At 65.2% G+C, this 26,276-nt stretch carries 27 protein-coding genes; 10 read left to right on the top strand and 17 right to left on the bottom strand.

From position 1 onward, the window contains the following. Window positions 1-28: 28 nt before the first annotated feature. The 5 genes from F6B93_RS14080 to F6B93_RS14060 form a co-directional block, all read right to left on the bottom strand. Window positions 29-367: a DUF202 domain-containing protein gene (locus tag F6B93_RS14080; RefSeq protein ID WP_211695643.1), complete on the bottom strand. Its 339-nt coding sequence runs from the start codon at window positions 365-367 to the stop codon at window positions 29-31. Further along, entirely contained in the window at window positions 364-750 is a 387-nt protein-coding gene (locus F6B93_RS14075) for a YidH family protein (protein ID WP_211695642.1), read from the bottom strand. The genes F6B93_RS14080 and F6B93_RS14075 overlap by 4 nt, the downstream gene beginning before the upstream one ends. Before the next feature lie 215 nt (window positions 751-965). Beyond that, window positions 966-2,945: a PE domain-containing protein gene (locus F6B93_RS14070; protein ID WP_211695641.1), complete on the bottom strand. Its 1,980-nt coding sequence runs from the start codon at window positions 2,943-2,945 to the stop codon at window positions 966-968. Between the two features lie 275 nt (window positions 2,946-3,220). After that, a complete protein-coding gene (locus tag F6B93_RS14065) occupies window positions 3,221-3,742 on the bottom strand; it encodes a hypothetical protein (protein ID WP_211695640.1) in 522 nt (173 codons plus the stop codon). Window positions 3,743-3,828: 86 nt separating this feature from the next. Next, on the bottom strand, window positions 3,829-4,395 hold the full coding sequence (locus F6B93_RS14060; RefSeq protein WP_246540764.1) for an ester cyclase: 567 nt from the start codon (window positions 4,393-4,395) through the stop codon (window positions 3,829-3,831). Window positions 4,396-4,474: 79 nt separating this feature from the next. Between F6B93_RS14060 and F6B93_RS14055 the strand changes: the two genes are divergently transcribed. Together F6B93_RS14055 and F6B93_RS14050 are read left to right on the top strand one after the other, a co-directional pair. After that, window positions 4,475-5,182, top strand: a complete 708-nt coding sequence (locus F6B93_RS14055) for a TetR/AcrR family transcriptional regulator C-terminal domain-containing protein (RefSeq protein WP_211695638.1) — start codon at window positions 4,475-4,477, stop codon at window positions 5,180-5,182. Next, on the top strand, window positions 5,183-5,797 hold the full coding sequence (locus F6B93_RS14050) for a class I SAM-dependent methyltransferase (protein WP_211695637.1): 615 nt from the start codon (window positions 5,183-5,185) through the stop codon (window positions 5,795-5,797). Between the two features lie 23 nt (window positions 5,798-5,820). Here the strand turns inward: F6B93_RS14050 and F6B93_RS14045 are convergent, their stop codons facing one another. The 3 genes from F6B93_RS14045 to F6B93_RS14035 form a co-directional block, all read right to left on the bottom strand. Further along, window positions 5,821-6,216: a hypothetical protein gene (locus F6B93_RS14045; RefSeq protein WP_211695636.1), complete on the bottom strand. Its 396-nt coding sequence runs from the start codon at window positions 6,214-6,216 to the stop codon at window positions 5,821-5,823. A gap of 45 nt (window positions 6,217-6,261) precedes the next feature. Then, complete coding sequence (locus tag F6B93_RS14040; protein WP_211695635.1) at window positions 6,262-7,569, bottom strand: cytochrome P450; 1,308 nt, start codon at window positions 7,567-7,569, stop codon at window positions 6,262-6,264. Between the two features lie 96 nt (window positions 7,570-7,665). Beyond that, entirely contained in the window at window positions 7,666-8,124 is a 459-nt protein-coding gene (locus F6B93_RS14035) for an MmpS family transport accessory protein (protein ID WP_246540763.1), read from the bottom strand. A gap of 133 nt (window positions 8,125-8,257) precedes the next feature. Between F6B93_RS14035 and F6B93_RS14030 the strand changes: the two genes are divergently transcribed. After that, window positions 8,258-9,364 carry an NAD(P)H-dependent amine dehydrogenase family protein gene (locus tag F6B93_RS14030; RefSeq protein WP_211695634.1) on the top strand — a complete coding sequence of 369 codons (1,107 nt, stop codon included), beginning with the start codon at window positions 8,258-8,260 and terminating at the stop codon, window positions 9,362-9,364. Between the two features lie 18 nt (window positions 9,365-9,382). Here F6B93_RS14030 and F6B93_RS14025 read toward each other — a convergent pair whose 3' ends face one another. Both F6B93_RS14025 and F6B93_RS14020 read right to left on the bottom strand, forming a co-directional pair. Next, entirely contained in the window at window positions 9,383-10,465 is a 1,083-nt protein-coding gene (locus tag F6B93_RS14025) for a class I SAM-dependent methyltransferase (RefSeq protein WP_211695633.1), read from the bottom strand. Window positions 10,466-10,503: 38 nt separating this feature from the next. Further along, window positions 10,504-11,457 (bottom strand): SDR family oxidoreductase, encoded by a 954-nt coding sequence (locus tag F6B93_RS14020; RefSeq protein WP_211695632.1) that lies wholly within the window; start codon window positions 11,455-11,457, stop codon window positions 10,504-10,506. Between the two features lie 91 nt (window positions 11,458-11,548). Here F6B93_RS14020 and lnt point away from each other — a divergent pair, with 91 nt between their 5' ends. Together lnt and F6B93_RS14010 are read left to right on the top strand one after the other, a co-directional pair. Continuing rightward, complete coding sequence (gene lnt, locus F6B93_RS14015) at window positions 11,549-13,057, top strand: apolipoprotein N-acyltransferase (protein WP_211699493.1); 1,509 nt, start codon at window positions 11,549-11,551, stop codon at window positions 13,055-13,057. After that, entirely contained in the window at window positions 13,050-13,637 is a 588-nt protein-coding gene (locus F6B93_RS14010; protein WP_246540761.1) for an SHOCT domain-containing protein, read from the top strand. Before lnt ends, F6B93_RS14010 begins: the two co-directional genes overlap by 8 nt. 65 nt (window positions 13,638-13,702) lie before the next feature. On the opposite strand, the gene F6B93_RS14005 is transcribed toward F6B93_RS14010, so the two are convergent. Together F6B93_RS14005 and F6B93_RS14000 are read right to left on the bottom strand one after the other, a co-directional pair. Next, the gene (locus tag F6B93_RS14005; protein ID WP_211699492.1) at window positions 13,703-14,329 is read right to left on the bottom strand and encodes an MBL fold metallo-hydrolase; all 627 of its coding nucleotides are present in this window, start codon (window positions 14,327-14,329) and stop codon (window positions 13,703-13,705) included. Between the two features lie 20 nt (window positions 14,330-14,349). Next, window positions 14,350-15,435 carry an S-(hydroxymethyl)mycothiol dehydrogenase gene (locus F6B93_RS14000; RefSeq protein ID WP_211695631.1) on the bottom strand — a complete coding sequence of 362 codons (1,086 nt, stop codon included), beginning with the start codon at window positions 15,433-15,435 and terminating at the stop codon, window positions 14,350-14,352. A 115-nt stretch (window positions 15,436-15,550) separates the two neighbouring features. Here F6B93_RS14000 and F6B93_RS13995 point away from each other — a divergent pair, with 115 nt between their 5' ends. The 3 genes from F6B93_RS13995 (at window position 15,551) to F6B93_RS13985 (ending at window position 18,133) form a co-directional block, all read left to right on the top strand. After that, window positions 15,551-16,633, top strand: coding sequence for a class I SAM-dependent methyltransferase (locus F6B93_RS13995; protein WP_211695630.1), 1,083 nt, complete (start codon window positions 15,551-15,553; stop codon window positions 16,631-16,633). A gap of 13 nt (window positions 16,634-16,646) precedes the next feature. Further along, window positions 16,647-17,483 (top strand): serine hydrolase domain-containing protein, encoded by an 837-nt coding sequence (locus F6B93_RS13990; protein ID WP_211695629.1) that lies wholly within the window; start codon window positions 16,647-16,649, stop codon window positions 17,481-17,483. Between the two features lie 137 nt (window positions 17,484-17,620). Further along, window positions 17,621-18,133 carry a DUF3145 domain-containing protein gene (locus F6B93_RS13985; protein WP_211695628.1) on the top strand — a complete coding sequence of 171 codons (513 nt, stop codon included), beginning with the start codon at window positions 17,621-17,623 and terminating at the stop codon, window positions 18,131-18,133. Window positions 18,134-18,179: 46 nt separating this feature from the next. On the opposite strand, the gene F6B93_RS13980 is transcribed toward F6B93_RS13985, so the two are convergent. The 3 genes from F6B93_RS13980 to F6B93_RS13970 form a co-directional block, all read right to left on the bottom strand. Beyond that, window positions 18,180-18,701: an Rv2253 family sensor-like surface protein gene (locus F6B93_RS13980; protein ID WP_211695627.1), complete on the bottom strand. Its 522-nt coding sequence runs from the start codon at window positions 18,699-18,701 to the stop codon at window positions 18,180-18,182. Window positions 18,702-18,769: 68 nt separating this feature from the next. Next, window positions 18,770-19,714 carry a diacylglycerol kinase gene (locus tag F6B93_RS13975; protein ID WP_211699491.1) on the bottom strand — a complete coding sequence of 315 codons (945 nt, stop codon included), beginning with the start codon at window positions 19,712-19,714 and terminating at the stop codon, window positions 18,770-18,772. 17 nt (window positions 19,715-19,731) lie between these two features. Beyond that, the gene (locus tag F6B93_RS13970) at window positions 19,732-21,321 is read right to left on the bottom strand and encodes an FAD-binding oxidoreductase (protein WP_211699490.1); all 1,590 of its coding nucleotides are present in this window, start codon (window positions 21,319-21,321) and stop codon (window positions 19,732-19,734) included. A gap of 47 nt (window positions 21,322-21,368) precedes the next feature. Here F6B93_RS13970 and F6B93_RS13965 point away from each other — a divergent pair, with 47 nt between their 5' ends. Both F6B93_RS13965 and F6B93_RS13960 read left to right on the top strand, forming a co-directional pair. Continuing rightward, the gene (locus F6B93_RS13965) at window positions 21,369-21,938 is read left to right on the top strand and encodes a TetR/AcrR family transcriptional regulator (RefSeq protein ID WP_211695626.1); all 570 of its coding nucleotides are present in this window, start codon (window positions 21,369-21,371) and stop codon (window positions 21,936-21,938) included. Next, window positions 21,938-23,482, top strand: coding sequence for a glycerol-3-phosphate dehydrogenase/oxidase (locus F6B93_RS13960; RefSeq protein WP_211695625.1), 1,545 nt, complete (start codon window positions 21,938-21,940; stop codon window positions 23,480-23,482). The genes F6B93_RS13965 and F6B93_RS13960 overlap by 1 nt, the downstream gene beginning before the upstream one ends. A 19-nt stretch (window positions 23,483-23,501) precedes the next feature. Here F6B93_RS13960 and F6B93_RS13955 read toward each other — a convergent pair whose 3' ends face one another. Together F6B93_RS13955 and kasB are read right to left on the bottom strand one after the other, a co-directional pair. Continuing rightward, complete coding sequence (locus tag F6B93_RS13955) at window positions 23,502-24,923, bottom strand: acyl-CoA carboxylase subunit beta (RefSeq protein WP_211695624.1); 1,422 nt, start codon at window positions 24,921-24,923, stop codon at window positions 23,502-23,504. Between the two features lie 32 nt (window positions 24,924-24,955). Then, the gene (kasB, locus tag F6B93_RS13950; RefSeq protein ID WP_211695623.1) at window positions 24,956-26,209 is read right to left on the bottom strand and encodes a 3-oxoacyl-ACP synthase KasB; all 1,254 of its coding nucleotides are present in this window, start codon (window positions 26,207-26,209) and stop codon (window positions 24,956-24,958) included. Window positions 26,210-26,276: the final 67 nt, after the last annotated feature.

Genomic DNA, 26,276 nt, shown 5'->3' with positions numbered 1-26,276 from the left:
CGATGCACCGGCCTGGTTGACAGCTCGTCTAGAGCAGCTGGGCGAACGCCGTGACGATCCCGAGCACCAGCACCGCAATCCCCACGATATTTACCTGGCGACGGGGGGTGATGCGGGTCGGTATCGGGCGTTGGCTCAATGTTCGCTGGCGGTGGAGCGCGATCAGGTAGCTGCAGGATGCCGCGGCGGCAGCGAGGCCGGCCGGGATCAGGCGCAACGACCACGTTGCGCTATGCATATCTTTGATCGTCAGCAACACGCCGTTGACGAGCAATGCAAACGATGTCCGGGTCCAGGCCAGCGTGGTCCGTTCCGCTTGTAGCCCCCGGTCTGGTGATGCGTTGCCCGGTCCTGTGGAGTCGCTCAACCGGTGACCGCCTTGGCGATCACCAGGCCGAGCGCAATGAAGCCGACCACGGCCAGACCCACGGCGAGGTATGCCGGTGTGGGGTGTCGCGGAAGCGGCTGATCGCGGCGCATGGCGCGATCTGTCTGGTGCCACCGCAGCAGCCCCATCCCGCTGGTGAGGATTGCCAGCGCGCCAAGTGCCACACCGAGCAGCCGGCGCGCGCCCGGGATCGGCAGCTCCGGGACGAGTTGCACGAGGGCGACCGCAGCGGCGAGCAGCCCCAGCGAGGTTCGCTGCCAGGCCAGGAAGGTCCGTTCGTTGGCCAAAGTGAACCGGTAGTCGGGTTCGATTTCGGCTGCGCTGTCAGCAGCAGATTCTGCGGCGGATGGTTCATCGGCCACGCGGCAACCTCGCAGGCGTATCGGGGACGGTGTCTTGACGTCGATCGAGTCTAGGAGGGCACAGAGCAAGCAAGCATGGCGGGGCCGGAAGTACGGCCCACATTCGCCAACGCCCGGTCGAGCTGCGTAACCCCTTGCACCACAACGTCGTCACCCGCGACAGGGCGAACAGCAGCCAGACACGACCAACAATGGACGGCTAAGTCAGCCGATTCCTAGGTGAGGAATGGGTTCAACACCGGCGGGATGATTTGGTTGCCGGTCACGCCGGTGAGCCGGACCCAGATCTGTGCCGGGATATTCAGCGACTGGTAGATGCCGGCGCCGATCCAGGAGACCGGTTCTTGTAAGAAGACGGGCGTCGCAGCGACGATATCGCTTATCGGCTCGAATACCGCGAAGGGAATCGAGGCCGCGATCGTGCGTGACCCCAGAATCAGTTGGGTCGCAATATCGGGGTAACCCTGTGCGGCGAACGAGGCGCTGAGCACACTGAACAGGTTCGTGCCCGTCGCGGTGCTGGGATCAATCAACGTGCCGGCGAAGCTGGGGTCCGTCAGGGGCGCACCCTGCATATACGGCAGCGTCGCAATGTCGAATTGCTCCAAAATGGTTGGCGTCGTACTGACGATCTGCCATGAATTGTTGATGAACCCGTCGGTCGCATCGGCACCGGCCTGATCGAAGATGAGGAATGTCGCGGTCTCCCGCGGTGATTGGAATCCGTGACCGAAGCCAAACGGGTCGCCCGCGGTGTGACCATGGTCGGTGACCACGAGCGTGGAAAACTCCTCGCCGGGGTTGGCCAGCTCCCAGTCGTATACCGCTCCCAGCAGGCCGCCACCGTTCTCGGTTTGGGAACCGAGATTGAAGTCCATGTTGCGAATGGCCCGTGCGTACTGCGGCGAATCGCCGCCGTACATATGGCCGTTTTCGTCGACACCGACGAAGTACGAGAAGATCAGATTGCCCTTGCTGGGATCGGCGGCCAGAATCGCGTCCTGGGACAGGGTGCCGACCCGGTTCTGTGTCGCGATCCAGTCCGTGTCGCCCGGGAGCTGCGCGACGTATCTGATGTTGTCGGCGGGGTGCGAACCGGCGCCGGCGATGTCGGTGATGACCTCCCAGTTGCCGATGACCGTGGTGTTGACGTTGTCGCCATGGGTCATCTCGAGGTAGTTGTAGACGGTCGGCCAGGTGTCATACGTCCAGGGCGTGAAGACGTTGTTGGTCACACCCGCCGTCTCGCTCCACACACCGGTCTGCATAGCCGTCCACGACGGGTTGGAGACGGTGGTGTGCCCGATGATCGTCGACGCGGAGGTGATGCTTTGCTCCATCAGCGCGTGGAAGTTCGGGGTGCCCAGCGGGTCGGCCAGGATCTTGCTCAGATTCGTGCCATCGGTGCCGATCAACAGGAAATTCGCATCCGGGGCGGCTGCGAGCAGCGCCAGCGCCTGTTGCTGAGAGGTCACAAGCACCGCGTTGTCCTGCCCGACGGGGCCAGTGGCGCCCGCGGTGCCGAACACCGACAGCGCCCTGCCGCCGAGCCCACCGGTCCCGGGGTCAATACCGCCAGCGCCGGCGCCGCCGGCACCGCCGGCTCCGCCATTGCCCCACAACCACCCGCCGGTGCCACCGATGCCACCGGTTCCGCCGCCGATACCGCCGGCGCCGCCGATACCGCCGTTGCCGATCAACCCGGCAGCCCCGCCGGGTCCGCCCACCTGACCCGGCGCACCCGAGCCACCCATGCCGCCGTTGCCCCACAAGATCCCGCCGGCCTCCCCGGCTTGCCCGGTGCCGGGCAAGCCGTTGGCCCCGTCACCGATCAACGGACGCCCCAACAGCAGCCTCGCCGGCGCATTGATCACCGCCAGAACGTCCTCGGCGACAGCCGGCAGCACGCTGGCATTGGCCGCCTCCGCGACCGCATACGCCCCTCCAGCGCGACTCAACGCGTGGACGAACTGCGCATGAAACCCCGCCACTTGCGCGCTGAGCGTCTGGTATTCCTGGGCCTGGCCGGAAAACAGCGATGCAATCGCCGCCGAGACTTCGTCACCGGCTGCAGCCATCAGCGTGCTGGTCGGAGCCAACGCTGCCAGGTTCGCCGCCCTGATCGAGGAGCCGATCCCCGCGACATCTTCGGCAGCTGTCGCTAACAGATCCGGCGCGGTGATGAGATACGACATTGTGAGCCCCCTGGCCGGCCACTTCCTGACCATCGGAAGATGTGAGATGTCCATAATTGCACGGCTTGAATGCATAATCGAGGGGTGTAGCGAGGCTGCTGGCAGGCACCGCACGCGAGCCTCGCGTCACGCGTCACCCCAGCCCCGCCTTGCACACGAGTCACCGCTGAGCCGTCGAAAAGCGTGGTGCCATGGGAAAAATCGGCAGCGCGACTCGAATGCGACCCGACCGCGGGACGCTACATGTGTGTCCGCCGACGGCTGCCATGCCGACGTCAGCGACGGGCGGATCCCGTCAGCAGTTGGCCGTTGGCCGCTTGCAGCAGGCAGATAACGGTGCTGGGGGTGGGATCGGCCCCAGTTCTGTCTTGGCGTGAATCGATAAGCCAGGTCACCGAATAGGGGCTACCGTCGGCCGGTTGTCCGGTGTACGGGGCAACACCGGCGACGCATTGTTGATTGGCCACGGTGGCGATGGCGGAATCGACCGCGACCGGTGCCAGCCGATACACCTCGGCCAAATGTGGTGTCCCGCAATCGACCACGGTGACGTCGATACGGCTCAGGTCGGCCGGGGGAAGGTCGCTAACGCATTCGCCGACTTGGAGGTCAATCCACTTTCGCGTCCGCGGGCCTGACGTCGGAGGCAGCGGTGCAACGGTCGCGTTCGCTCCCGTCGCGGCCGTCCCCGTCGTTACCGTGGCCGTGGTGGCATCGGCGGCGACGCCGTCGGTGCCACAGCCAGCCAGCGCCGCGAGTACCGGCAGGCTGCATAACACCAGGTGGTGGACCCGCATGCAGCCTCCTTGTCGTCGGCTCCCGAGGGAGTCAGCGAGAGAGTCAGCGAGGAGTCTAAGCATCCGAACACCCATCCGAAGCGCATTCACGCCAGCTCCGGTGGCACGGTGTTGGTCAGCGCTGGGTCGGGCTCCTCAGACCCCATCGTCAACAAGCCACGTAGGCAACGCGCGGCGAGCAGCCAGTTAGCCGGCTTCCTCAGCTGCAGGCCACCCAGCAGTTGCTTGATCATGGTCAAGCGGTCGAAGTAAACCCGTTCGCAGACCAGGGTTTCCGTCTCGTCGAAGACGAAGTAGGCGGTCATCCGAACGCGAAACCGGCTGCCGGTGGGCGGAACCGTGCCGAGGTAGCCCCGGTGCGTACCCATCAGCCAGAACTCGACGATCACCGCGTCGGCGCTGTGGCGCACTGCGATGATCTCGTGGTCCTGGTCGGGAAAGGCGGTCCGGGTGTAGTGGTAGTAGCCACGCACGGATCGCTCACCGTCGTGCACGGCCATCTGCGGGATGAGCTCGTAGCGCGGGTGCGGGAAGGTCGACAACACGTCGTCCCAGTCCTGGCGGACCTCGTCGTGGAAGTGGTCAAGAACGAGTTTCTGCCGGGCGGCCAGCACGTTGGGGGAGGGAGGGGAGGGAAACGTGGGAGTGGTCACGATGGGTCCTCGGGATGGTCGTTGGCTTGACACTAAACCTACGATGTAGGTTATTGCAAGAACCGAGGAAGGCCGGAGCATGGGCAGCGCACGACCGAACCGGCGCGGTCGTCCCCGCAGCACCGACCCGCTGCTGTCGCGCAAGCGCGTGCTGGATGTGGCGGTGCGACTTATCGAGCAGGTCGGCGTCGACGGCCTGACGATGCGAAAGCTTGCCGCGGAACTCGGCGTCGATTCGATGAGCTTGTACAACCACGTTGCCAACAAAGGCGCGCTGCTCGACGGTATCGCCGAGCGGCTCGTGTTGTCGATCGAGATCCCACAACGCATCGGCGACCTGCGCACCGACCTGACCGCGCTGGCCAACGCCTTCCGCGCGGCGGCGCTACGGCGGCCGAATTCGGTCAGCCTGTTGTTGACGCGTGAGCTCAGCTCGTTCGCAGGCGGTCTGGCTCCTGCCGAAGCCGCGTTGGCGATCCTGATCGAGGGCGGCCTCGACGCCGAACAGGCGGTGCACGCATTGCGGACTGTGTTCGCTTTCCTGGGCGGGGCTGTGTTGCGCGAGGTGTCGGCATGGCCGACGTTCAGCGGTCACAATCTCGGCCACCTTGCCCATCGCCGAGACGAGCTAGAATCTGCCGGCATGCCGTGTGTGGCGGCCGCGGCGCCACAGCTGGCAGTCATCGACCACATCGCCGAATTCGACTTCGGGTTGTCACTGTTGATTTCCGGGCTGGAGCAGGTCCGGCATGGTGGGTCCGTGCACGCGTGTTCGAATGGAAGGTAAATGACTGCCGCACAACGGTTTACTCGGAAGATCGCCCAACGCGTCTCCGAAACGCGGCACGTGCTGCGCCCGGTCGTGCGACTACGCGATCAAGCCGAAGGATTAGCGGACTATCTCGCTCGTGGCGATAGCCTGCTCGACGTCGGGTGTGGGACCGGACACCTGTCGGCATATTTGCAGGACATGTATGGCGTTGAGTCGAGCGGTGTGGATGTCAAGGACTCTCGGCAGGTCAAGATCGCGTTCGAGCACTTCGACGGCACATCAATTTCGCAGCCGGACAAAGCGTTCGACCACGTCGTGCTCAGTGAAGTGCTGCATCACAGTCATGACCCGCTGGCGCTGATCAAAGAATGTCACCGAGTCGCACGCCGCAGCATCATCGTGTTTGAAGACATGCCAGACGGGCTCCTCGGCAAACTAATCCTTGACGTCCATGTGCGGTCGTTCGCGCGTTGGCACCGCTACCCTTTTCGGCCGGCGCCCATCGGCGCGTACCGCGCCGCGTTGCAGTGGCTGGGCGACAACGGTTCCTGCGTTGCACGAATTCCCCAGCCACCCGAATGGTTTACCGTGTACCCGAGGGTCTTGTTCGTGTACCAGATTGGTGCGTAACAGCGTTGCGGGAACCCGACGGCCTAGCGCCGCACGAGCGAGAATGGATGGGTCGTTGTCGCTCCGGGCGCGCCGCCACAGCCCGCATCGAAAGTGGAGTCCACCGATCCGGCGAGAGTCGTCGCATCCCACGAATAGACGTCGTGGGAGGGCAGGAAGTAGACGACGCAGCGCACTCCATCCGGGATGTCGACGGCAAATGTGTAGCGGCCGTTCGACAGCTGCGCAACGCCCCCGTAGGGTGCGGCTTGTCCGTTGGGTTGCGGTATCGCCTGAATGTGCCGGCATCCCGCAGCATTGGGGTTGCACGCGCGAATCGTCCAAATCCATTGGTGGCCAGGATCTCTGTTTGTGACTAGCGAGTAGTTGCCCACCAGCATGTCCGCGTGCGCAGCGGGCGCTAGGACGATTGTGGCCATCGCCAGTGCACCGGATATTGCCAGCTTCTTCACGGAGCCCGGCGGTCAGTCTCGGGGAGTCCAGGCGACCGGCAAGTGTTTGATGCCGTGGATAAATTGCGACAACAGTCGTGCGGGTTCCGCTGTCGCCACGATATCGGGCATTTCGCGGCGTAGCTCGTCGAAGGCGACCCTGATCTCGCGACGCGCCAGGTTGGCTCCGAGGCAGAAATGAGCGCCACCGCCACCGAATCCGACATGCGGATTGGGGTTGCGTGCCACGTCGAATGTCCACGGATCGAAGAACTTTGACTCGTCCCGGTTGGCCGAGGCGTACCACAGAGTGACCTTGTCGCCTTTGGCCATCGTGGTGCCGCTCAGCTCGGTGTCCTGGGTCAGGGTGCGGCGCATGTAGACCACCGGCGAGGCCCACCGAACGACCTCCTCGACCGCCGTAGGCGCCAGGCCCTCGAAGTCCGACCACCACCGCTCACGCTGGTCGGGATAGCGGGACAGTGCCAGCACACCGTGGCTGATCGCATTACGCGTAGTCTCGTTGCCGGCCACCACCAACAGAATGAAGAACGAGGCGATCTCCTTCGATGACAGGCGCTCGCCGTCGACCTCGGCCTCCACCAGGCTGCTGGTCAGATCGTCGTGGTGATTGACCCGGCGGTCCTCGGCCAGCGCCGCGGCGTAGGCGCCGATGTCCATCGATACCTGCATGAACTCCTCGAAGTCGGTGGCGAGGTCGGGGTCCCCGAACCCCAGAATCACATTGGTCCAATGGAAAATCCGCTGATGGTCTTCCTCGGGAATACCCATCATGTCGCAGATGATCTGCAACGGCAGCGGTCCGGCGAGCTCGGTGACCAGGTCGGCCTGCCCGTCGGGATGATTGGCGATCATCGACGCAACCAGGCGGTGGGCGCGATCCCGCACCGAGGCCTCGATGCGGGCCACCACCTTCGGCGTGAATGCCCGGCTGACGATCGAGCGCAGCCGCTGGTGTCGCGGATCGTCGAGCACGATCATCGATCCGAAGTACTCGGCGACCTCAGGTGTCTGGTCGTTGATAACGATGTTGGGACTGGAACTGAAGATGTCCGGATGACGGCTGGCGTAGAAGACATCGTGGTGCTTGGTCAGCGCCCAATGTCCTTCGCCCCCGTCGAATCCGGGTAGCTCGATCGCTGGCCAGAACGAAACCGGCGCCTCACGTCGCAACGTGGCAAACGCGCCGTCGCGAATGTCATCGTCGAGTTTCCAGAAATCCAGTGAGCCGAGCTTGATATCGGCCAGCGGAACCTCAGGCGGTGCCGCCCCGTTCACTCGCGTAGCAACGGCCGGTTTGGGGCTCGTCTTGAGGTCCATCGTGATCCTCCCAATCCCCTTCACCCTTGAAGGGGTACAACTGCGAGCCTAGCCGCTGACCGCCCGTGGCTGGCGGGTTGCGGCGCGGGTCGTCGATCACCCGGTCGGCGGCGCCTCGGGCGTGGTTGTCGGCGTTTTCGTAATCCCGGCAGCCGTGACCGAACAGACGGTTCTCGCCGGCTGCCCCGCCGCACTCGCCGACTTCACCTCGTCGCCATTGACGAGAATTCTGCAGGCGATCGTGCCCGGGCCCTGTGCGCTGAGTACGAGCACCTGACCCAAATAGCCATCGAACTCCGTCGACCAGGGCAGTGGTACGTTCGCCTCTCGCCGCTGCCCACTTCGGGTCTGGTACGACAGATAGTCGGCTGTGCCGCCGCTACCAGTAACTTCGTACCGAACCTGCGTCGGTGCGGGCGCCGCGTGTGCCAGGCCACCGACAACCAGACCGCAGCTGGCCACGAACCCGAGGCCGATGGCTGCCAGGACCGAGGGTCCGCGGAGGCGGTTGATCGGGGTTGGCTCGGTTGTCACTGGATTGGTCATGGTGTTCATCGTGTCACCTGGGAGTTCGGAATGGGGAGTCGGATGAACAAAATGCCTACCATTGGTCAGGTGCTGGATGTCTGCCCCTGGCCGCACATAGGGTGAAGCCGGTACCCGGAGCGAGATGGCTTTGGAGAAAATGATGTCGCAGGATAGCGCGAAGCCCCCGAACCCAGCCCCCAAGAAAGTCATCGTGTGGGGCACCGGCTTCGTGGGCCGGATGGTGATTCCCGAGATCGTCAAACATCCACTCTTCGAGTTGGTGGGCGTGGGCGTCAGTAACCCCGACAAGGTCGGCCGCGACGTTGGCGATATCTGCGGGTTGGCCGAACCGCTGGGCATCGTCGCTACCGACGACGTCGCGGCGCTCATCGCGGACACACCGGATGCTTTGGTGCATTATGGCCCGACGGCCAAGCACGCCCAGGACAACATCGAGCTGATGACGCGCTTCTTGCGCGCAGGCATCGACGTGTGCTCGACGGCGATGACGCCGTGGGTCTGGCCGACGATGTCGCTCAATCCGCCACAGTGGATCGAGCCCATCACCTCGGCCTGCGAGCTAGGGGAGTCGTCGTGCTTCACCACCGGCATCGACCCGGGATTCGCCAACGACCTGTTTCCCATGACGTTGATGGGCCTGTGTTCGGAGGTGCGGCGAGTGCGCGCGTCGGAATTGCTGGACTACACCAACTACGAAGGCGACTACGAAATAGAGATGGGGATCGGCCGCGAGCCCGAATTCACCCCGCTCCTCGAGAACCGCGACGTGCTGATCTTCGCGTGGGGCGCCACCGTCCCGATGATCGCCCATGCGGCCGGCATCACCCTCGACGAGATCACCACCACCTGGGACAAGTGGGTGACTCCCACCGAGCGCCACACCGCCAAGGGCGTTATCGAGCCGGGCCGCGTCGCCGCCGTCCGATTCACCATCAACGGCGTCTACCAGGGCCAGACACGCATCCAACTCGAACATGTCAATCGCATTGGCCACGATGCCGCACCCGAATGGCCATCCGGCCACGACGATGACGTCTACCGAGTCGACGTCGAGGGGACCCCGAGCATCTCATCCGAGACCGCGTTCCGGTTCACTGACGGTTCGGGCCGCGACCCCGCCACGGCGGGGTGCCTGGCTACCGGGATGCGGGCGCTCAACGCTGTCCCTCCGGTCAACGAGTTGCCGCCCGGTTGGGTTACCGCCCTGGATCTTCCGCTGATACCCGGCGCGGGCACGATTCGCTGACCGCGTGCGGGCCGCGGTTCACGATTCTTGCTTGGCCACCACGAGCGACGCGAGCGGAATCTGCATCGGCTCGGGCGCAGTGGACAGCTGCTCGGCGATGGCAGCCTCGAGTTGCTCAATGAACTCGGCCGATCGTGGGTCGCCCGGCCCGCCGTCCAGCGCCGCCGCTAGCGTCGGGAAGAGGGCGGCACGTGCGAATGCCGCCCATTGCGCACCGAAAGCGTCGGCATCGCCGTCTGACTGGTATCGGTGCCAGAACCTGTCCTCGGCGTTGAACACGTCAAGATGATCGATGGTCAGGCCTTCGAACTGCCCCCGGGGCGCAAACGGTGCGCGGAAATCCTTCTCGCTGCGGGCGACGGCGGGAATCGCCATGCGAAGCAACTCATCTCGATGCACGAGGCCCTCGCGCACCAGCGTTCCCAGCCCGGCCATCAACGCGTCGTTCAATGGGCGATAACCGAATTCGCCATCGTCGCCGATGGCCATCGTCAGCACCACCAGCCGCCCACCGGGGCACAGCTCGCGCCCACGAAACGCGAGAAAGTCCTGCCAGTCGGCGGCGGCCTGTTGGGCGTAGGCCGCGCGGGCCTTGGCGTCATCGCTATAGGCGACTTGAACGTGGTCGTGAATCTCGACGGGAGCCCGGCTGAGCCACTGGACCGCCCACGACGTCCACCCGAGGTTGATGGTCTTCGATGGCAGCAGCTGGAGATAGAAAGACCGGCCGATGGCCGAAGCGAAACTCGCGGTGTCCCTGTGCACGTAGCTGTCCGGGTCCTCGCCCAGGGTCTGAAACAGTGCTGTGAAATCGTTGTCCGGTACATCGGTGTGTGCGACCAGGATTGCGTGATCGTGGCGAGTTCGCCCTCGCAGCACGTCGATCGCGGCCGAGATCGGTTTCAGCGAATTGTGCCCGGTGGCCGCGCCATAGTCAGCAATGGCGATCGGTTGCGGTGGGGCCGGCAGAGGCACTTCGGCCGCGGCCCGCTCCAACAGAGCGATGGCCGGCTCCAGACCGGCGGCCTGCAATCGTGACGACTGGGTATAGGTGGCGCTTTCCATCGGTTCCGGCCGGACCACGACGCTTGACTCGGGCATGCGCACCCTTCTGTCCATGTCAGTCACGTCTCTCCATGTCAGTCACGCTCCGGGTAGCTGACGCCGGTAAGCCGCTCAGAAGCCTCCCACAGACGTTGGTTGTCGTCGTCGTTGCGGGCGCGGGCGGGCACTGTGGCGTCGGCGACGCCTCCGCCGATGGCCTCGTAGAAGCCGCGCGGTCCGTAGAACGCACCGCTGCGGGCATGCGGTGTGGCGGCCGCGTAGAGCGCCGGCAAGATCCCGTCTTCGATCTCTTGCCACAGGAACGGAGTGAACCGCCACGAGGCCTTGTAGAGACGTTCCATCAGCGCCGGCCTTTGGCGGCCGTGCGACGGCCCGCTGATCTGCAGATTGGTTTTGGTGAGGCCCGGATGCGCAGCGATGGACACGATGCCCCAGTCGCGCGCCCGGCTGCGCCGGTCTAGCTCGCGTGCAAACATCAACACGGCCAGCTTTGACTGACCGTACGCCGTCATCGGGGCATAGGATTTCTCGAACTGCAGGTCGTCGAAGTGTATGCGCCCGCGTCGGGCTGCCAGGCTGCTCAGCGACACGACCCGGGCACGCTCGGCGGCGCGCAAGAGCGGCAACAGCCGTGCGGTCAGTGCGAAGTGCCCCAGATGGTTGCTACCGAACTGCAATTCGAAACCGTCGGTGGTTGTGTCGCGTTGCGGCGGGGTCATCACACCGGCGTTGTTGACCAGGATGTCGATCGGGCGCCCGTCGGCATTGAGTTGTTCGGCCAGGGCGGCGACGGACGCCAGCGAGGATAGATCGAGGGCCTTGATCGTTAGCTTGGCATCGGGCACGGTCGCGCGGATCTTCTCGATCGCCGTCTCACCCTTGGCGCGGTTGCGGATCGCCATGACAACGTCAGCACCGGCCGACGACAGCCGCCGAGCCAGCCCGAACCCCAGACCGCTGTTGGCTCCGGTGATGATCGCCAGCTTGCCCGACAAATCGGGCACCGTCGCGACGAGATCGTCGGCCATGGGTCGCACTCCTTCCGACGTGCCCTGGGTCGTCGCTCCTAGTCTGCTCTTCCGTTCGCAGTTGCGGAATCCGGGCGGCATTCTGATGGGCATGGTCCACCGCTGGCGAGCCTGCCGACAGCGTCTGCCCGGCTACGGGGCGGCGTTGATCCTTGGCGCGCTACCCGCGCTCGCGCTGCCGGCACCTTCCTGGTGGTGGCTGGCTTGGTTCGGCGTGGTTCCCCTGCTCTTGGTCGTGCGGGCCGCGTCGACCTCCCGGGAGGGAGCCGTACGGGCGTGGTGGGGAATGTGCGGGTTTGTGCTGATGACGCAATGTTGGCTGGTGACCAGCATTGGTCCGCTGCTGGTGGCGTTCGCGATCGGGATGGGCGCGTTGTGGCTGCCGTGGGGGTGGTGGGCGCAGCGGCTGTTGTCGGCGCCGGCAACCCCCGGCCGCACGGCCGCTGCCCTCATTGTGGTCCCCAGCGCGTGGGTCGCGGCCGAAGTAGTGCGATCCTGGCCGTCGCTGGGGGGCCCGTGGGCGTTGCTGGGTGCGTCGCAATGGAACCAGCCGGTCATGCTGGCGTCGGCTTCGGTAGGCGGAGTGTGGCTGACGAGCTTTCTGTTGGCGGCGGCTAATACGGCGATAGCCGGGGTGATCGTGTGCCACCGGGCGGTCGGCCGACTGGTCGCGCTGGGTGCCCTGGTTGTCTTTGCGGGGGTGGCCCCGGTTGCCTATCTGATAGGTCCATCACCGACGGGCGGTTCGACGGTACGTGTGGCGTTGGTGCAGCCGGGCAACATCGCCGACTCGACAGCCCGAATGGCGGCGAGCGTCGCGTTGACCGCAGCCGTCGCGGGCGAGCGCCTAGACCTGGTGGTCTGGGGAGAAAGCAGCGTCGGACAAGACTTCACCGCCCACCCCGAGGTGCTGGACCGCGTCGTGGAGCTTTCCCGGCTGGTGGGCGCCGACGTGCTGGTCAACGTCGACGCGCTCGCACCGAGCGGGGGAATCTACAAGTCGGCGGTGCTCGTCGGTGCGGAGGGCCCGCTGGGCGGCTACGCGAAGATCCGGTTGGTGCCGTTCGGTGAATACGTGCCCCTGAGGCCGCTTTTCGGCTGGGTCACCCGCTACAGCAAAGCCGCCGCGCAGGACCGGCAGCGGGGGACCGGGCCGGTGGTGTTGTCGGCGAGGCCTGTGGAGATCGGACCGTTGATCAGCTACGAGACCAGCTTTCCCGACCTGGCGCGCCGCGACGCGCAGCTGGGTGCCCAGTTGCTGGTGTACCAGAGTTCTACCTCGACGTTTCAGGATAGTTGGGCGCAGCCGCAGCTGGCTGCCCAGCCGGCGGTTCGGGCGGTCGAGGTGGGTCGCCCGGCGGTGCATGTCGGGTTGTCCGGCGTCAGCTCGGCGTTCGATGCCCGGGGCCGGCGGCTAGCGTGGTGTCCATCGGACGTCACCGGAGTCGCGGTCGTCGACGTGCCGCTGGAGTCGAACACCACGGTGTACCAGCGGTTGGGTGACTGGGTGCCAGTCACGGCGTTTGTCGTCGTTGGCGGCGCCTTCGCGATGTTTTTGCGCCACCGATCCGCCCGCGTGACAGACTGCGTGGATGGGTAGCAGACGGCTCGCCAAGATCTCGCTGGCTGTCGCCATCGTGGTGTTGGTCGTGTCGCTGACCGGCTTCGTCATCACCTTGGTACTCAACATCTTCGTGCTGGACAGATACAAGGCCTACGGAGAGGTGCCGGTCCCCGGGACGGCCAGCCTGGATCTGCCCGCTGGTGCTGTCGCTGTCAGCCTGCACACCACGGTCATCGGCGGCACTCACGGTGTCGGTCTGCCGGTGCCGCCGCTCGGGATTTGGATCAATCCGCCCGACGGGGTGACCCAGCCGGTGGTCACGGAAAGCACCGGCAGCACAACGACGATCAACAACGAAGCGCACGTACGAGTATGGATGGTTCAGGTGCCCGCCGACGCGACCTACGAGATCACGACTGACGGGCAAGTCGACGGGTTCATCAATCCGCGACTGGCGTTCGGCTACCGGAGCTCATCCGGGCATCTGGTATGGGTGTTCGTCGCGATGTCTGTCGTCGGTCTGATCGATGTCGCATTGTCGGTGCTGTGGATGGCGCGGGCTCGCAGGACAGTGGCGGCGCAGCGCTACCTTGCCCCACGAGCCGACCGACGCTAGTGACATTGCCGCCATGGTTGTGGTTGGGACGGCAGTCGCGGCCCGGAGGGCAATCTCGCTGCGCCTCAGTGGCCGCGGGCGACCCATTGTTCGAAGTTGACGATCTCGTCGCCGACGGTGGTGCTGTCGCCGTGGCCGGTGTGCACCACGGTGTCAGCGGGCAACGTACCGAGGCGTTCGGATATGGACTGCAGAATGGTCGGGAAATCGGAGAATGAGCGACCGGTCGCGCCCGGCCCGCCGGAGAACAGTGTGTCGCCGCTGAACACGACACCTGGTCCTGGGCCGATCTCGCGGGCATACCAGCACACCGATCCCGGTGAGTGCCCCGGGGTGTGCAGCGCACGCAACTCCGTTCCGGCTACGCGCACGGTGTCCCCGTCGGCAACGGCTCGAAAATCTTTGTCCGGGTGCGTCATTCGCCATAGAACAGCGTCACCGCGGTGCAGCAGCACCGGCGCATCGAGGGCGTGGCCAAGCTCGGGCGCCACTGTCACGTGATCGTTGTGGCCATGCGTACACACCACCGCAACCACATTGCGGCCATCGACGGCCTCGATGATTGGCGTCGCGTCGTGGGCGGCATCGAAAACGACGACATCGGAGTCGTCGCCCACCAGCCAGATGTTGTTGTCGACTTCCCAACTGCCGCCATCGAGTTCGAAAGTTCCGTGAGTAACCACGTGCTGGATGTGGCGATCGGTCTCGGCCACTACATCACCACCACCGAGCGCAGCACCTCGCCGCTGTGCATCTTGTCGAAAGCTTCCTCGACACTGCCCAGGCCGATGCGTTCGGAAACGAACTTGTCCAGGGGAAGTCGGCCCTGCAGGTACAGGTCGATCAGGGTGGGGAAGTCGCGTTCGGGCAGGCAGTCGCCGTACCACGACGACTTCAGTGCACCGCCGTGCGAGAAGAAGTCCACAAGCGGCATGTCGAGGCGCATCTCGGGAGTCGGCACACCAACGAGCACTACGGTTCCGGCAAGGTCGCGGGCATAGAACGCCTGCTCGTAGGTTTCGGGCCGGCCAACGGCATCGATCACCACGTCGGCGCCGAACCCGCCGGTGAGGTCTGCGATGGTTTTCACGACATCGAATTCGCGGGCGTTGACGGTGTGCGTGGCACCGAACTTGCGTGCCCACTCCAACTTCGTGTTGTCGGTGTCGACCGCGATGATCTTTCTGGCTCCGACCAGCGCAGCCCCGGCGATGGCGGCATCGCCTACGCCGCCACAGCCGATCACCGCCACCGTGTCATCCCTGGTCACGCCACCGGTATTGACGGCTGCCCCTAGACCGGCCATCACCCCACACCCCAGCAGCCCTGCGACCGCGGGATCGGCCGCGGGATCGACCTTGGTGCATTGGCCAGCGTGCACCAGCGTCTTGTCGGCAAACGCCCCGATACCTAATGCCGGGGTGAGTTCGGTGCCGTCGGTGAGCGTCATCTTCTGCTCAGCGTTGAACGTGTCAAAGCAGTAGCGGGGGCGGCCACGCTTGCAGGCCCGGCACTGTCCGCACACGGCGCGCCAGTTCAGGATCACAAAATCGCCCGGCTCGACCGCAGTGACCCCAGGACCCACCGCTTCGACCAGCCCGGCTGCCTCGTGGCCGAGCAGGAACGGGTATTCGTCGTTGATGCCGCCTTCGCGGTAGGTCAGGTCGGTATGGCATACCCCGCACGCGGTGATGTCGACAACGGCTTCACCGCGGCCCGGGTCTGGCACGACGATGTCCACCAGCTCAACGGGTTCGCGCTTTCGTCGGGAAATCACACCGCGCACTGTCTGACCCATGGCCTACAACCTAACGTTCGCGGCCAGCGTCGCCGCAGCCCCGTAGCGCTAGGCACTCTCGGAGCCTCTCGAACGCAGACTGAGTCCCGGCCGAGCCGGTGTAGCGTCGATCTCCATGACCGCACCCGAGACTGCACCCGAGACAACGGAAGAATTCGGCAACCGGATTGTTGGGGCCATCGACGGCGCCGGGTTGGCGATGTTGCTCAGCGTCGGGCACCAGACGGGACTGCTGGACACGATGGCGGGACTGCCACCGGCTACCAGCGCGCAAATCGCGGACGCGGCGGGCCTCAATGAGCGCTATGTGCGGGAGTGGCTGGGCGGCATGACCACCGGAGAGATCGTGGACTACGACGCGCAGACCGCTACCTACACGTTGCCGGCTCATCGCGCCGGCGTGCTGACCCGCAAAGCGGGGCCCAACAACCTGGCCGTGGTCGCCCAGTTCATTCCGCTGCTCAGCCAGGTCGAACAACAGGTCATCCGATGCTTTCGCGACGGCGGTGGGGTGCCCTACAGCGAATACCCGGGCTTTCACAACCTCATGGCCGAAGTGAGCGGTGAGGTATTCGATGCCGCGCTCATTGACGTGGTGCTGCCCCTGGTCGACGGCCTTCCCCAGCGCTTGGAGTCCGGTGTCGAGGTCGCCGACTTCGGTTGCGGTAGTGGTCATGCGGTCAACCTGATGGCGCAGGCGTTTCCGGCGAGCCGCTTCACCGGAATCGACTTCTCGGAGGAGGCTGTTGGGGCAGCCGCCGCGGAGGCCGCGCGCCTGGGCCTCGGAAACGCGACGTTCGAGCGGGCCGACCTGACGCAGCTCGACAAGGTCGAGGTCTATGACGTCATCACCACGTTCGACGCGATTCATGATCAGGCGCAACCCGCGCGCGTGCTGGAGAACATCTATCGCGCCCTGCGACCCGCTGGGGTGTTTCTCATGGTCGATGTCAAGGCGTCGAGCCGGCTCGAAGACAATGTCGGCGTCCCGATGAGCACCTACCTCTACATGGTCTCGACCATGCATTGCATGACGGTTTCGCTCGCGTTGGACGGCGTCGGATTGGGGACGGTGTGGGGCCGGCAGGTGGCCACGTCGATGCTGGCTGATGCCGGCTTTGGCGATGTGGCGGTGGCCGAGATCGAGTCGGACGTCTTGAACAATTACTACATCGCCCGCAAGGTCGCCGGGAAGTGACGCGCCGGATCTGATGACCATTCTCGAAGCCCTTGACGACTGGCCGGTCCCGGCCGCCGCCGCGGCGGTAGTCGGACCCGCCGGGATCCTTGCTACCTACGGTGACCTGGCGCAGGTGTTCCCCCTGGCATCGGTCACCAAGCCGCTGGTGGCCCGGGCCGCTCAGATTGCGGTGGAGGAAGGCGCCGTCGAACTTGACGCTGAAGCGGGCCCGCCGGGCTCCACACTCCGGCACCTGCTCGCGCACACGTCCGGTCTGGCGATGCACTCCGATACGACGCTGTCGCGGCCGGGCACCCGCCGAATGTATTCCAACTACGGCTTTACCGTGCTGGCCGAGACGGTGCAGCGGGAGTCGGGGATCGAGTTCACCCACTACCTCACCGAAGCTGTCTTCCAGCCGTTAGGAATGGCGGCGACCCAGCTGAACGGTGGCCCCGCGACCGCCGGCTACGGTGCGACCTCAACGGTCGCGGACCTGGCCACCTTCGTCGGTGATCTGCTGTCTCCAGCAACCGTCTCGACACAGATGCACGCCGACGCGATCGCCGTGCAGTTTCCCGGCTTGGACGGTGTCTTACCCGGATACGGGGTGCAGCGGCCCAACGACTGGGGACTGGGTTTCGAGATCAAGGGTTCGAAATCACCGCACTGGACAGGCGGGCGTAATTCGGCACGGACATATGGCCATTTCGGGCAAGCAGGTGGATTCGTCTGGGTGGACCCCGATGCGGACATCGGACTGGTGATCCTCACGGATCGCGATTTCGGCGAGTGGGCGCTAGATCTCTGGCCAGCGATTTCGGATGCCGTGCTAGCGAAGTACGCAACAATCCGGATCGAACACTAGCGCAACAGGGGTCTCACGAGGCACAATAGACACGCAAGGCACACAAAATTTCAGAGGATTCGCGTCAGGCATCGTGCCGATTCGGGTTCACCAGGTCGTTGGGGAAGACGTCCCTCGTGGAACCGAAGGAGCAACAGATGCGTGCGTCGAATCAATTTGCCGACGTGACGACCGGTGTGGTGTATGTCCACGCCTCGCCAGCGGCGGTATGCCCACATGTCGAGTGGGCGCTGTCGTCGACCCTGCAGGCCAAGGCGAACCTGGTGTGGACGCCGCAACCGGCGATGCCGCCGCAGTTGCGCTCGGTCACCAACTGGGTCGGGCCGGTGGGCACGGGCGCCCGGTTGGCCAGCGCGTTGCGCTCCTGGTCGGTACTGCGGTTCGAGGTCACCGAGGATCCCAGTCCCGGAGTCGACGGCCAGCGGTTCAGCCACACCCCCCAGCTGGGTTTGTGGAGCGGCTCGATGAGCGCCAATGGCGACATCATGGTCGGGGAGATGCGCTTGCGAGCCATGATGGCCCACGGTGCCGACACCCTGGCTGCCGAACTGGATTCGGTGCTGGGAACGGCGTGGGATGAGGCTCTCGAGGCCTATCGCGACGGCAGCGAGGTCGGTGAAGTGACCTGGCTGAGCCGGGGAGTCGGTTGAGCGGGCGGCTAGCCGGGGCGCCGTCGGGCGCGGCGGGTCTGCGCCACTAGACGACCCCGGGCACAAACACCGGTTTCGCGGAAACCGGCATGTCGACGTTGCCCTTGCACGGTCCGCTGGCGATGTCGGTATGAAAGACGCCGGTCAAGATGCCATACGGACCCGGCGTGTACACCGATATGGATTCCGCCGGGTCATACACGACCGTGCCGTCAGGTAACAGGCAATCCCATTTCCAACTCGTCTCTCGTATCCACTGAGACCCATTCCAGGTGTATTCGATCGGCCGCGGGATGAACTCGTTCTTGGGCGGCGGAGCATCGATCACCCGAGCGATGCATCCGCTGGCTGAGCAGCTCGAGCTGAATGTGTACTTGGCCCGGTGAGCGTATTCCGGCCCACTGGCTGCCATGCTGGTGCCGGACTTCGCGTTGGCGGAGAACGTCATGATGTACTGCCCGTTCCAGGTCGGAACCTCAACCGCTGAGGCCTTCGGTACCGAGAACAGCGAGCCGACCAGCGAGGCGGTCGCCAGGGCGGTCGCCACGGTCTTGCGGTATCCGGACATCTCTCCTCCCGGGAATGGGGGTCCGGAAGGGATGTCGTGTTCGACTATGCGGTCGTTACACGCCTGGCTTATCTGCGGTTGGGGCGCAGGATCTGCAGCGCGGCCGAAACGGCGGAGATCTCGGCGGGCAGCGGGCAGGCGAAGTCGCCGTCGGCGTAGACGTTGATGTCGGGGCACTCGACGGCGATCGTCGTGGCCCGGGTGGTGGTCACCTCGTCGAGTTCGATGTGGGTGCCTTTGACCACGGTGGGGAACAGGCGAACGAACTTGGTGCGGGAACCGGAGTGCACCATGGTGATGTCGAGTAGCCCGTCGGCACGATCGGCATTGGCGCAGATCAGCATCCCACCGCCATAGCTTCGGGTATTCCCGAAGGCCGCCAACGTGAGGTCGAGCTCCATTTCGCGGGTTCCGTCGAGCACCATGCGGTAGGGCAACCGTCGCAGCTGCGAGAGTTCGGCCATCATCGCGATGTAGTACCGCAGCCGCCCGTGGGGCCAGGACATCCGGTTGGCGCGATCGGTCACCAGGGAGTCGAATCCGGATGCGGCTACCGTGCCGAACCACTTGTCACACTTCGTGCGACCGTCGCCGCGCTGAATCCGGCCCAAATCAATGGTTTCCGTCCAGCCATCCACGACGATGTCTGCGGCGGCCTCGGGATCCTTTGTGGGAATTCCGAATTCGCGCGCGTGATCATTTCCCGTGCCTGCTGGGATGATTCCCAGCGGAACGTCGTTGCTTGCCAGGACCTGGAGCGCGTTGGAGATGACGCCGTCGCCACCGATCGCCACGACTGCGTCGGTTCCCCGTTCGAGTGCGGCCGCGACCAGATGGCGAGCGTCTTCGGCGTCCTCGCCGACGATTTCGATGACCTCCACGCCGCGATGCTTCAGCCGGGCGATCGCGACCTGCGCGGCAGCGACCGCGGCGCCATGCCCCGACAGGGGATTGGTCAGCGCCGTCACCTTGCTGATCTCGCGCTGGCGCAGCTGACCAGTTGTGGGATTCACGGGGTTCTCCGGGTTGGTCACGGAATGAGCTTGCCGGGATTGAGGATTCCGGCTGGGTCCAGGGTCGACTTGACGGCGCGCAACAGCTGCACACCCAGGTCACCTACTTCCTCGCGCATCCACGGGCGGTGGTCCACGCCAACGGCATGGTGATGAGTGATGGTTCCCCCGGTGGCCATCATGGCGTCCGACGCAGCCTTCTTGGCGGCCAGCCATTGCTCGAGGGGATTGCCCCGCTGCCCTGCGACGACGGTGAAGTACAACGATGCTCCGGTGGGGTAGACGTGCGACACGTGGCACATCACCAGGGCCGGCGTGCCCGATTCGGCCAGTGAGGTTGTGAGTGCCTCGGTGACCGCGGCTTTCAGGGCGGCAATGTTGGACCAATCCGTGGCGGTCTCGAGGGTCTCACAGAGCGCGCCCGCCGCCAGCAGGGAGTCGCGCAAATAGGGCGCGGCGAACCGGCCACGTTCCCATGCCTGTGCTGGCCCGGCGCCAAGCGAGGTGCCACCGTGGGCCTCCAAGAGCGCGCGCGTCTCATCGTGCCGGTTCTCGGTGTGTTCTTTGCTGCCCTCGAACACGGTGAGGCCCAAGCAGCCACCCGTGACCTGGTTTTCCCCGATCGCCTCGGTGGTGGCGAGGTTGACTCCGGTCTCGGCTTCGTCCGAAAGCCGAACGACAGTGGCGCCCGTGCCCGTTTGGGTGATCGCTCGCAGCGCCGCAACTCCAGTCGCGAAGTCGGGGAAGGACCATGCCTCGTAGCGGGTTGTCTCTGGGATCCGGTGTACGCGCAGCCGAACCGTGGTGATGACTCCAAGCACGCCTTCCGAGCCGATTGCCAGCTGGCGCAGGTCGGGGCCCGCCGCTGACGCCGCTACCCGGCCGACATCCAGCCCACCCACCGGAGTGATCATGCGCAGCCCAAGAATCATGTCGTTGAAGCGGCCGTAGCCGGCCGAGTCCTGGCCGGACGACCGGGTCGCCGCGAAACCGCCGATGGTCGCGAACTCGAAGCTCTGGGGAAAGTGCCCAAGAGAGAAGCCGTGTTCGCCGAGCAGCCGCTCGGCATCGGGACCGGTGACACCGGCGCCCAACTCGGCGACGCCGGACACCTCGTCGAGGGAGAGAAGCTGGTTGAAGCGCCGCAAATCGAGTGAGACCACCGCGCCGAACTCACCGCGAACCGGGTCAAGCCCGCCTACGACGCTCGTGCCGCCCCCGAACGGGACGATGGCAATGCGGTGTTCGGAGCAATAGCGCAGGATTGCGGCGATGGCCTTCTCACCGTCCGGACCGCCGGGTAGCAACACGGCATCGGGGGCGTCCTGGATGCCTGTGTCTTTGCGGCGCAGCATGTCTGGGGTGGACTTGCCGCCGGCGCGCAGCAGCCGATCGCGGTCGGTGGTGCGGACGTAGTCCGCACCGACAATCTGGGCCAGTGCATTCTGATCTGCCTGGGACAGGGCTGACGGGCGCAGCTTCACCTGGTTGGGGTCGAGTTCGGCCTGGTCCGAATCCCCTAGGCCCACAACCTGCTTCAGCAATGATCGGATGCCGTCCGACAGGGGCTTGGCCGCAGCGGGATCTCCCCATGCGTTCCATTTCATTGGGGGCAGGAGTTCCTCAGGGTGCGTCACGCGTTACAGTATTACACATGCTGTCAATGAGTAACGTTCCCACGGATACCGGGGAGCGGATACTGCGGGCAGCGGCGAGCTGCGTCGTCGACTTCGGCGTCGATCGGGTGACCCTCGCTGAGATTGCCCGGCGCGCGGGCGTGAGCCGTCCGACCGTATATCGCCGCTGGCCGGACACTCGGTCGATCATGTCGGCACTGTTGACCAACCACATCAAGGACGTGCTGAACGAAGTGCCACTCGATGGTGACGATCGCGAGGCGCTGGTAAGACAGGTTGTTGCGGTAGCCGATCGGCTGCGGCGCGACGATCTGATCATGTCGGTGATGCATTCCGAGCTGGCCCGGGTGTACCTCACCGAGCGGTTGGGTACCAGCCAGCTGTTCCTGATTGAGGGGCTGGCAAGCCGGCTGGAAGTGGCACAGCGCAACGGCAGCGTCCGTTCCGGCAACCCTCGCCAACTCGCGACGATGGTGTTGCTGATCGCACAGTCGACCATTCAGTCCGTGGATATCGTCAATCCGATCCTCGACACCCAAGCCCTGGCCGCCGAACTGACCCACTCATTGAACGGATACCTGAGCTGATGCCTCACTCGACCGCTCTCAACGCCGCTCGCCGCGCTGCCGACCTGACTGCCATCGCGGACGGCGAGCCACTCGACGTCCTCGTGATCGGCGGAGGCGTCACCGGTGTGGGCATCGCCCTGGACGCCGCGTCGCGCGGTCTGCGGGTCGCGCTCGTCGAGAAGCACGATCTGGCATTCGGTACCAGCCGGTGGAGCTCCAAACTGGTGCATGGCGGTCTGCGCTACCTCGCGACCGGCAACTTAGGCATTGCCCGGCGCAGCGCCATCGAACGCGGAATCCTGATGACGCGCAACGCCCCCCATCTCGTTCACGCCATGCCGCAGCTGGTGCCCCTGCTGCCGTCGATGCGACGTGGGAAGCGCACGTTGGTTCGTACCGGATTTCTCGCCGGCGATGCCTTGCGCATGCTGGCTGGCACGTCGTCGTCAACGCTGCCGCGATCGCGCAGAGTTTCGGCTCGACGGGCCGTGGAGATGGCTCCCGCGGTTTCGCAGGACGGGCTTGATGGCGGTCTCCTCGCCTACGACGGGCAATTGATCGACGACGCCAGATTGGTGACTGCGATCGCGCGCACGGCGGCGCAGCACGGTGCCCGGATCCTGACCCGCGTGGCGGCATCTCGGGCGACCGGCGCCTCAGTGCGATTGACCGACCAACGCACTGGGGAGTCGGTGGATGTGTCGGCGGGCGCGGTGATCAACGCCGCGGGAGTGTGGGGCGGCGACATCGACCCGTCGCTGAAATTGCGGCCCAGTCGCGGGACCCATCTGGTATTCGATGCTGCGGCGTTCGCGAATCCCACTGCGGCGCTGACTGTTCCGATTCCGGGGGAGCTCAACCGCTTCGTGTTTGCCATGCCCGAGCAGCTGGGCCGAGTCTATCTGGGTTTGACCGACGAAGACGCTCCCGGTCCGATTCCCGATGTCCCAGAACCTTCCTCGGAAGAGATCACGTTCCTGCTGGACACGGTGAACACCGCATTGGACACGGCGCTACAACCCAGCGATGTCCTTGGTGCGTTTGCGGGGCTGCGGCCGCTGATCGATACCGGTGAAGGTCGTACCGCGGATGTGTCGCGCGATCACGCCGTGATCGAGTCGGCATCCGGTGTGATCAGCGTGGTCGGGGGGAAGCTGACCGAATACCGGTATATGGCAGAGGACGTCTTGGATCGCGCGGTGACTCTGCGGCGGTTGCCCGCCGAAAAGTGCCGGACCCGCAACCTGCCGCTCGTGGGAGCGCCGGGCAATCCCGGCCCGGCTGCTCAGAATGCGCAGGCCAGTGGCTTGCCGGCGTCACTGGTGGCACGTTACGGGGCCGAGGCGGCCAACGTCGTCGCCGCCGCCACGTGTGAGCGGCCGACCGAGCCGGTCGCTGAGGGTGTCGACGTGATCCGAGCGGAATTCGAATACGCGGCGACCCATGAGGGTGCGCAGGATGTCGATGACATCCTCGATCGGCGGACCCGGATCGGTCTGGTGCCTCGCGATCGCGAACGGGTCGTCGGTGTGGCCGGGGAGTTCCTCGCCGGAGCCGGCTAACCCCCGCTCGCGGTAAGGGTTACAGCGGGATGTTCTTGTGACGGCCGCGGCGTGCCGGTGCTTGTGCCAGAGCTTCGGTGAGCTTGCTGCGGGTATGCGCCGGGTCGATCTTCTCGTCGACCACTTCGATGTCGATGGCGCTGTCCACACCGCCGGCAATCCGCTCGTGTTCTGCAGCCAATTCGTCGTGCAGCGCTTCGCGTTCATGCTCCGGCGCAGCGGCGAGCTTCTTCTTGTGCAGGATGCCGACGGCCGCCTTCGCGCCCATCACCGCCACCTCGGCGTCCGGCCACGCGAAGACTTTGGTCGCGTTCAACGAGCGCGAGTTCATCGCAATGTAGGCGCCGCCGTAGGTCTTACGGGTGACGAGCGTGACGCGCGGAACGGTGCACTCGCCGAAGGCATGCAGCAGTTTGGCTCCCCGGCGTACCACGCCGCCCCACTCCTGGTCGACACCGGGCAGGTAGCCGGGAACGTCGACCACCACAACCAGCGGGATCCCGAAGGCATCGCAGAGCCGCACGAAACGCGCTGCCTTCTCCGCGCTTTCGGAGTTCAAGCAGCCGCCCAGGCGTAGCGGGTTATTGGCCAGCACGCCGACCGTCCGGCCGGACAGCCGCCCTAGACCGACCACCATCGAGGGCGCCCAATTGGCTTGGAACTCGTCGAACGGCGCGTCCTGATCGAGGATCGCGGTCACGATGGGATGCACGTCGTAGGCGCGTCGCGCAGACTCCGGTAGCAGCGCATGAATGTCGGTGTCACCGGCCTCGGCCTTACTGCGGTCGAAATGCCCTTGTTGGCAGAACAATCCGACCAAGCGGCGGCCGCGGTCGTAGGCGTCGAGCTCGTCGTCGGCCACGATGTGGCACACCCCGGACTTCTTGTGGTGGGTCTCCGGTCCGCCGAGCGAGGCCATGTCGACGTCCTCGCCGGTGACGCTGCGCACCACGTCCGGCCCGGTGACGAACACCCGGCTTTCCGGTGCCATGACGACGACGTCGGTCAGCGCCGGTCCGTAGGCGGCACCGCCGGCGGCGAAGCCGACCACGACCGAAATCTGTGGAACATAGCCCGACGCGCGAATCATGGCCTCGAAAACTTGACCGACCGCGTGCAGCGCCCGGACCCCTTCAGCTAGCCGGGCACCACCGGAGTGCCAGATGCCCACGATCGGGCTCTGCTCTTCGATGGCCGTGTCGTAGGCATTGACGATGTGTGCGCAGCCCTCGACACCCATGGCGCCGCCCATGACGGTGCCGTCGGTGCAAAAGGCGATCGTGCGTAGGCCGTTCACGGTGCCGGATGCGGCCAGCACTCCTGAGCGGTCGCGCTCATGCAGCAATTCCACGCTGTCGTCGTCAAAGAACGTACACAGCCGCAAGAGCGGATCGCGGGGGTCGAGCGATTCGCCAACCGCCGCGGGGGCCATGATTGTCATCGCAGGTCTCCTGTTCCGGTGATGATCGGGGCTCAGTACCGCCCAAAGGCGATCGCTACGTTGTGGCCGCCAAATCCGAACGAGTTGTTGACCGCATACTGGTAATTGCCAGGTCGCGGTTTACCCGCTACCACGTCCAGGTCGATCTCTGGATCGAGGTTTACCAGGTTCAGTGTCGGCGGGATCACCTGATCCCGCAACGCGAGCACGGTCAGGATCGACTCCACCGCACCTACCGCACCGACCGAGTGGCCGAGGGCGGACTTGGGCGCGTACACCGCCGGTTTGTGGCCGGCCAGTGCCTTGTTGATGGCTACGCCCTCGGCAAGGTCACCGACCTGGGTCCCGGTGGCGTGGGCGTTGACGTGATCGATATCACTGGGGCTGAGATCCGCGAGCTCAATGGCTCGCATCATGGCATGCCCTGCGCGTTCCCCGTTGGGGTCGGGTGCGACCATGTGGAAGCCGTCTGAGGTGATGCTGGCTCCCATGATCCGGGCCAAGATGTTGGCGCCACGAGCTTTGGCGTGCTCCTCGGTCTCGATCAACAGCATGGCCGCGCCCTCGCCGAACACGAAGCCGTCGCGGTCTTTGTCGAAGGGGCGGCAGGCACCTGGCGGGTCGTCGTTGTTGGTGGACATCACGATGCGCATCTGCGCGAATCCGGCGATCGGCACCGCCTCGATCCGTGTTTCCACGCCACCGCAGATGGCGGCGTCGGCCTCACCAAGCACGATCTGCTGCCACGCATGGGCAATGGCCTCCGAAGCGGATGCACACGCCGATATGGGCGTCATCACCCCGGCTCTGGCGTGTCGTTCAAGCCCGACAGCTGCGGCGGCGCCGTTGGGCATGTACTTCTGCACGGTCAGCGGAGAGACCGCCTTCATCCCGCGAGCGCGCATGTCGTCGTAGCTGAAGACCAGTTCCTCGGCCGAGCCCAGACCGGTGCCAATGGACACCATCAATCGGTTGTTGTCGACCTCGGGCGAGCCCGCGTTCTCCCACAGGCGCCGGCTGACAACAGTGGACATCCGTTGCAGGTAGCTCATCCTGCGCAGCTCCACACGCGTCAGCTCGTGGTCGAATTGCTCCAACAGATGCCCACCGATGTGGACCGGCAGGTTGAACTCCTCGACGAAAGGGTCATCGAGTGTCCGAATTCCACTTTGGCCGTCCAGCAACAACTTCCACGTGGTTTCCGCATCAGTCGCCAGTGCGGTGGTCATGGCTATGCCGGTGACGACGACATGCGGGAAAGCTTTCCCCGTAACCAGTTGTGTCATGGCTGTAGCGAACGTTCCTTCCGTGCTCCGTGGTGATCGCAAGCCCGGCAGTGCCGGACGAGGCGGG

The organism is Mycobacterium spongiae (assembly GCF_018278905.1).
Classification (GTDB): Bacteria; Actinomycetota; Actinomycetes; order Mycobacteriales; family Mycobacteriaceae; genus Mycobacterium; species Mycobacterium spongiae.
Note: the sequence above shows the minus strand (reverse complement) of the source record. Positions and strands in the feature narration are given on the sequence as shown.

Coding starts and splice junctions, on each gene's coding strand:
- F6B93_RS14070 (WP_211695641.1), bottom strand. CDS start 2,945: ATGTCGTATCTCATCACCGCGCCGGATCTGTTAGCGACAGCTGCCGAA.
- F6B93_RS14065 (WP_211695640.1), bottom strand. CDS start 3,742: ATGCGGGTCCACCACCTGGTGTTATGCAGCCTGCCGGTACTCGCGGCG.
- F6B93_RS14055 (WP_211695638.1), top strand. CDS start 4,475: ATGGGCAGCGCACGACCGAACCGGCGCGGTCGTCCCCGCAGCACCGAC.
- F6B93_RS14050 (WP_211695637.1), top strand. CDS start 5,183: ATGACTGCCGCACAACGGTTTACTCGGAAGATCGCCCAACGCGTCTCC.
- F6B93_RS14045 (WP_211695636.1), bottom strand. CDS start 6,216: ATGGCCACAATCGTCCTAGCGCCCGCTGCGCACGCGGACATGCTGGTG.
- F6B93_RS14040 (WP_211695635.1), bottom strand. CDS start 7,569: ATGGACCTCAAGACGAGCCCCAAACCGGCCGTTGCTACGCGAGTGAAC.
- F6B93_RS14035 (WP_246540763.1), bottom strand. CDS start 8,124: ATGAACACCATGACCAATCCAGTGACAACCGAGCCAACCCCGATCAAC.
- F6B93_RS14030 (WP_211695634.1), top strand. CDS start 8,258: ATGTCGCAGGATAGCGCGAAGCCCCCGAACCCAGCCCCCAAGAAAGTC.
- F6B93_RS14025 (WP_211695633.1), bottom strand. CDS start 10,465: ATGCCCGAGTCAAGCGTCGTGGTCCGGCCGGAACCGATGGAAAGCGCC.
- F6B93_RS14020 (WP_211695632.1), bottom strand. CDS start 11,457: ATGGCCGACGATCTCGTCGCGACGGTGCCCGATTTGTCGGGCAAGCTG.
- lnt (WP_211699493.1), top strand. CDS start 11,549: ATGGTCCACCGCTGGCGAGCCTGCCGACAGCGTCTGCCCGGCTACGGG.
- F6B93_RS14010 (WP_246540761.1), top strand. CDS start 13,050: ATGGGTAGCAGACGGCTCGCCAAGATCTCGCTGGCTGTCGCCATCGTG.
- F6B93_RS14000 (WP_211695631.1), bottom strand. CDS start 15,435: ATGGGTCAGACAGTGCGCGGTGTGATTTCCCGACGAAAGCGCGAACCC.
- F6B93_RS13995 (WP_211695630.1), top strand. CDS start 15,551: ATGACCGCACCCGAGACTGCACCCGAGACAACGGAAGAATTCGGCAAC.
- F6B93_RS13990 (WP_211695629.1), top strand. CDS start 16,647: ATGACCATTCTCGAAGCCCTTGACGACTGGCCGGTCCCGGCCGCCGCC.
- F6B93_RS13985 (WP_211695628.1), top strand. CDS start 17,621: ATGCGTGCGTCGAATCAATTTGCCGACGTGACGACCGGTGTGGTGTAT.
- F6B93_RS13980 (WP_211695627.1), bottom strand. CDS start 18,701: ATGTCCGGATACCGCAAGACCGTGGCGACCGCCCTGGCGACCGCCTCG.
- F6B93_RS13970 (WP_211699490.1), bottom strand. CDS start 21,321: ATGAAATGGAACGCATGGGGAGATCCCGCTGCGGCCAAGCCCCTGTCG.
- F6B93_RS13965 (WP_211695626.1), top strand. CDS start 21,369: ATGCTGTCAATGAGTAACGTTCCCACGGATACCGGGGAGCGGATACTG.
- F6B93_RS13960 (WP_211695625.1), top strand. CDS start 21,938: ATGCCTCACTCGACCGCTCTCAACGCCGCTCGCCGCGCTGCCGACCTG.
- F6B93_RS13955 (WP_211695624.1), bottom strand. CDS start 24,923: ATGACAATCATGGCCCCCGCGGCGGTTGGCGAATCGCTCGACCCCCGC.
- kasB (WP_211695623.1), bottom strand. CDS start 26,209: ATGACACAACTGGTTACGGGGAAAGCTTTCCCGCATGTCGTCGTCACC.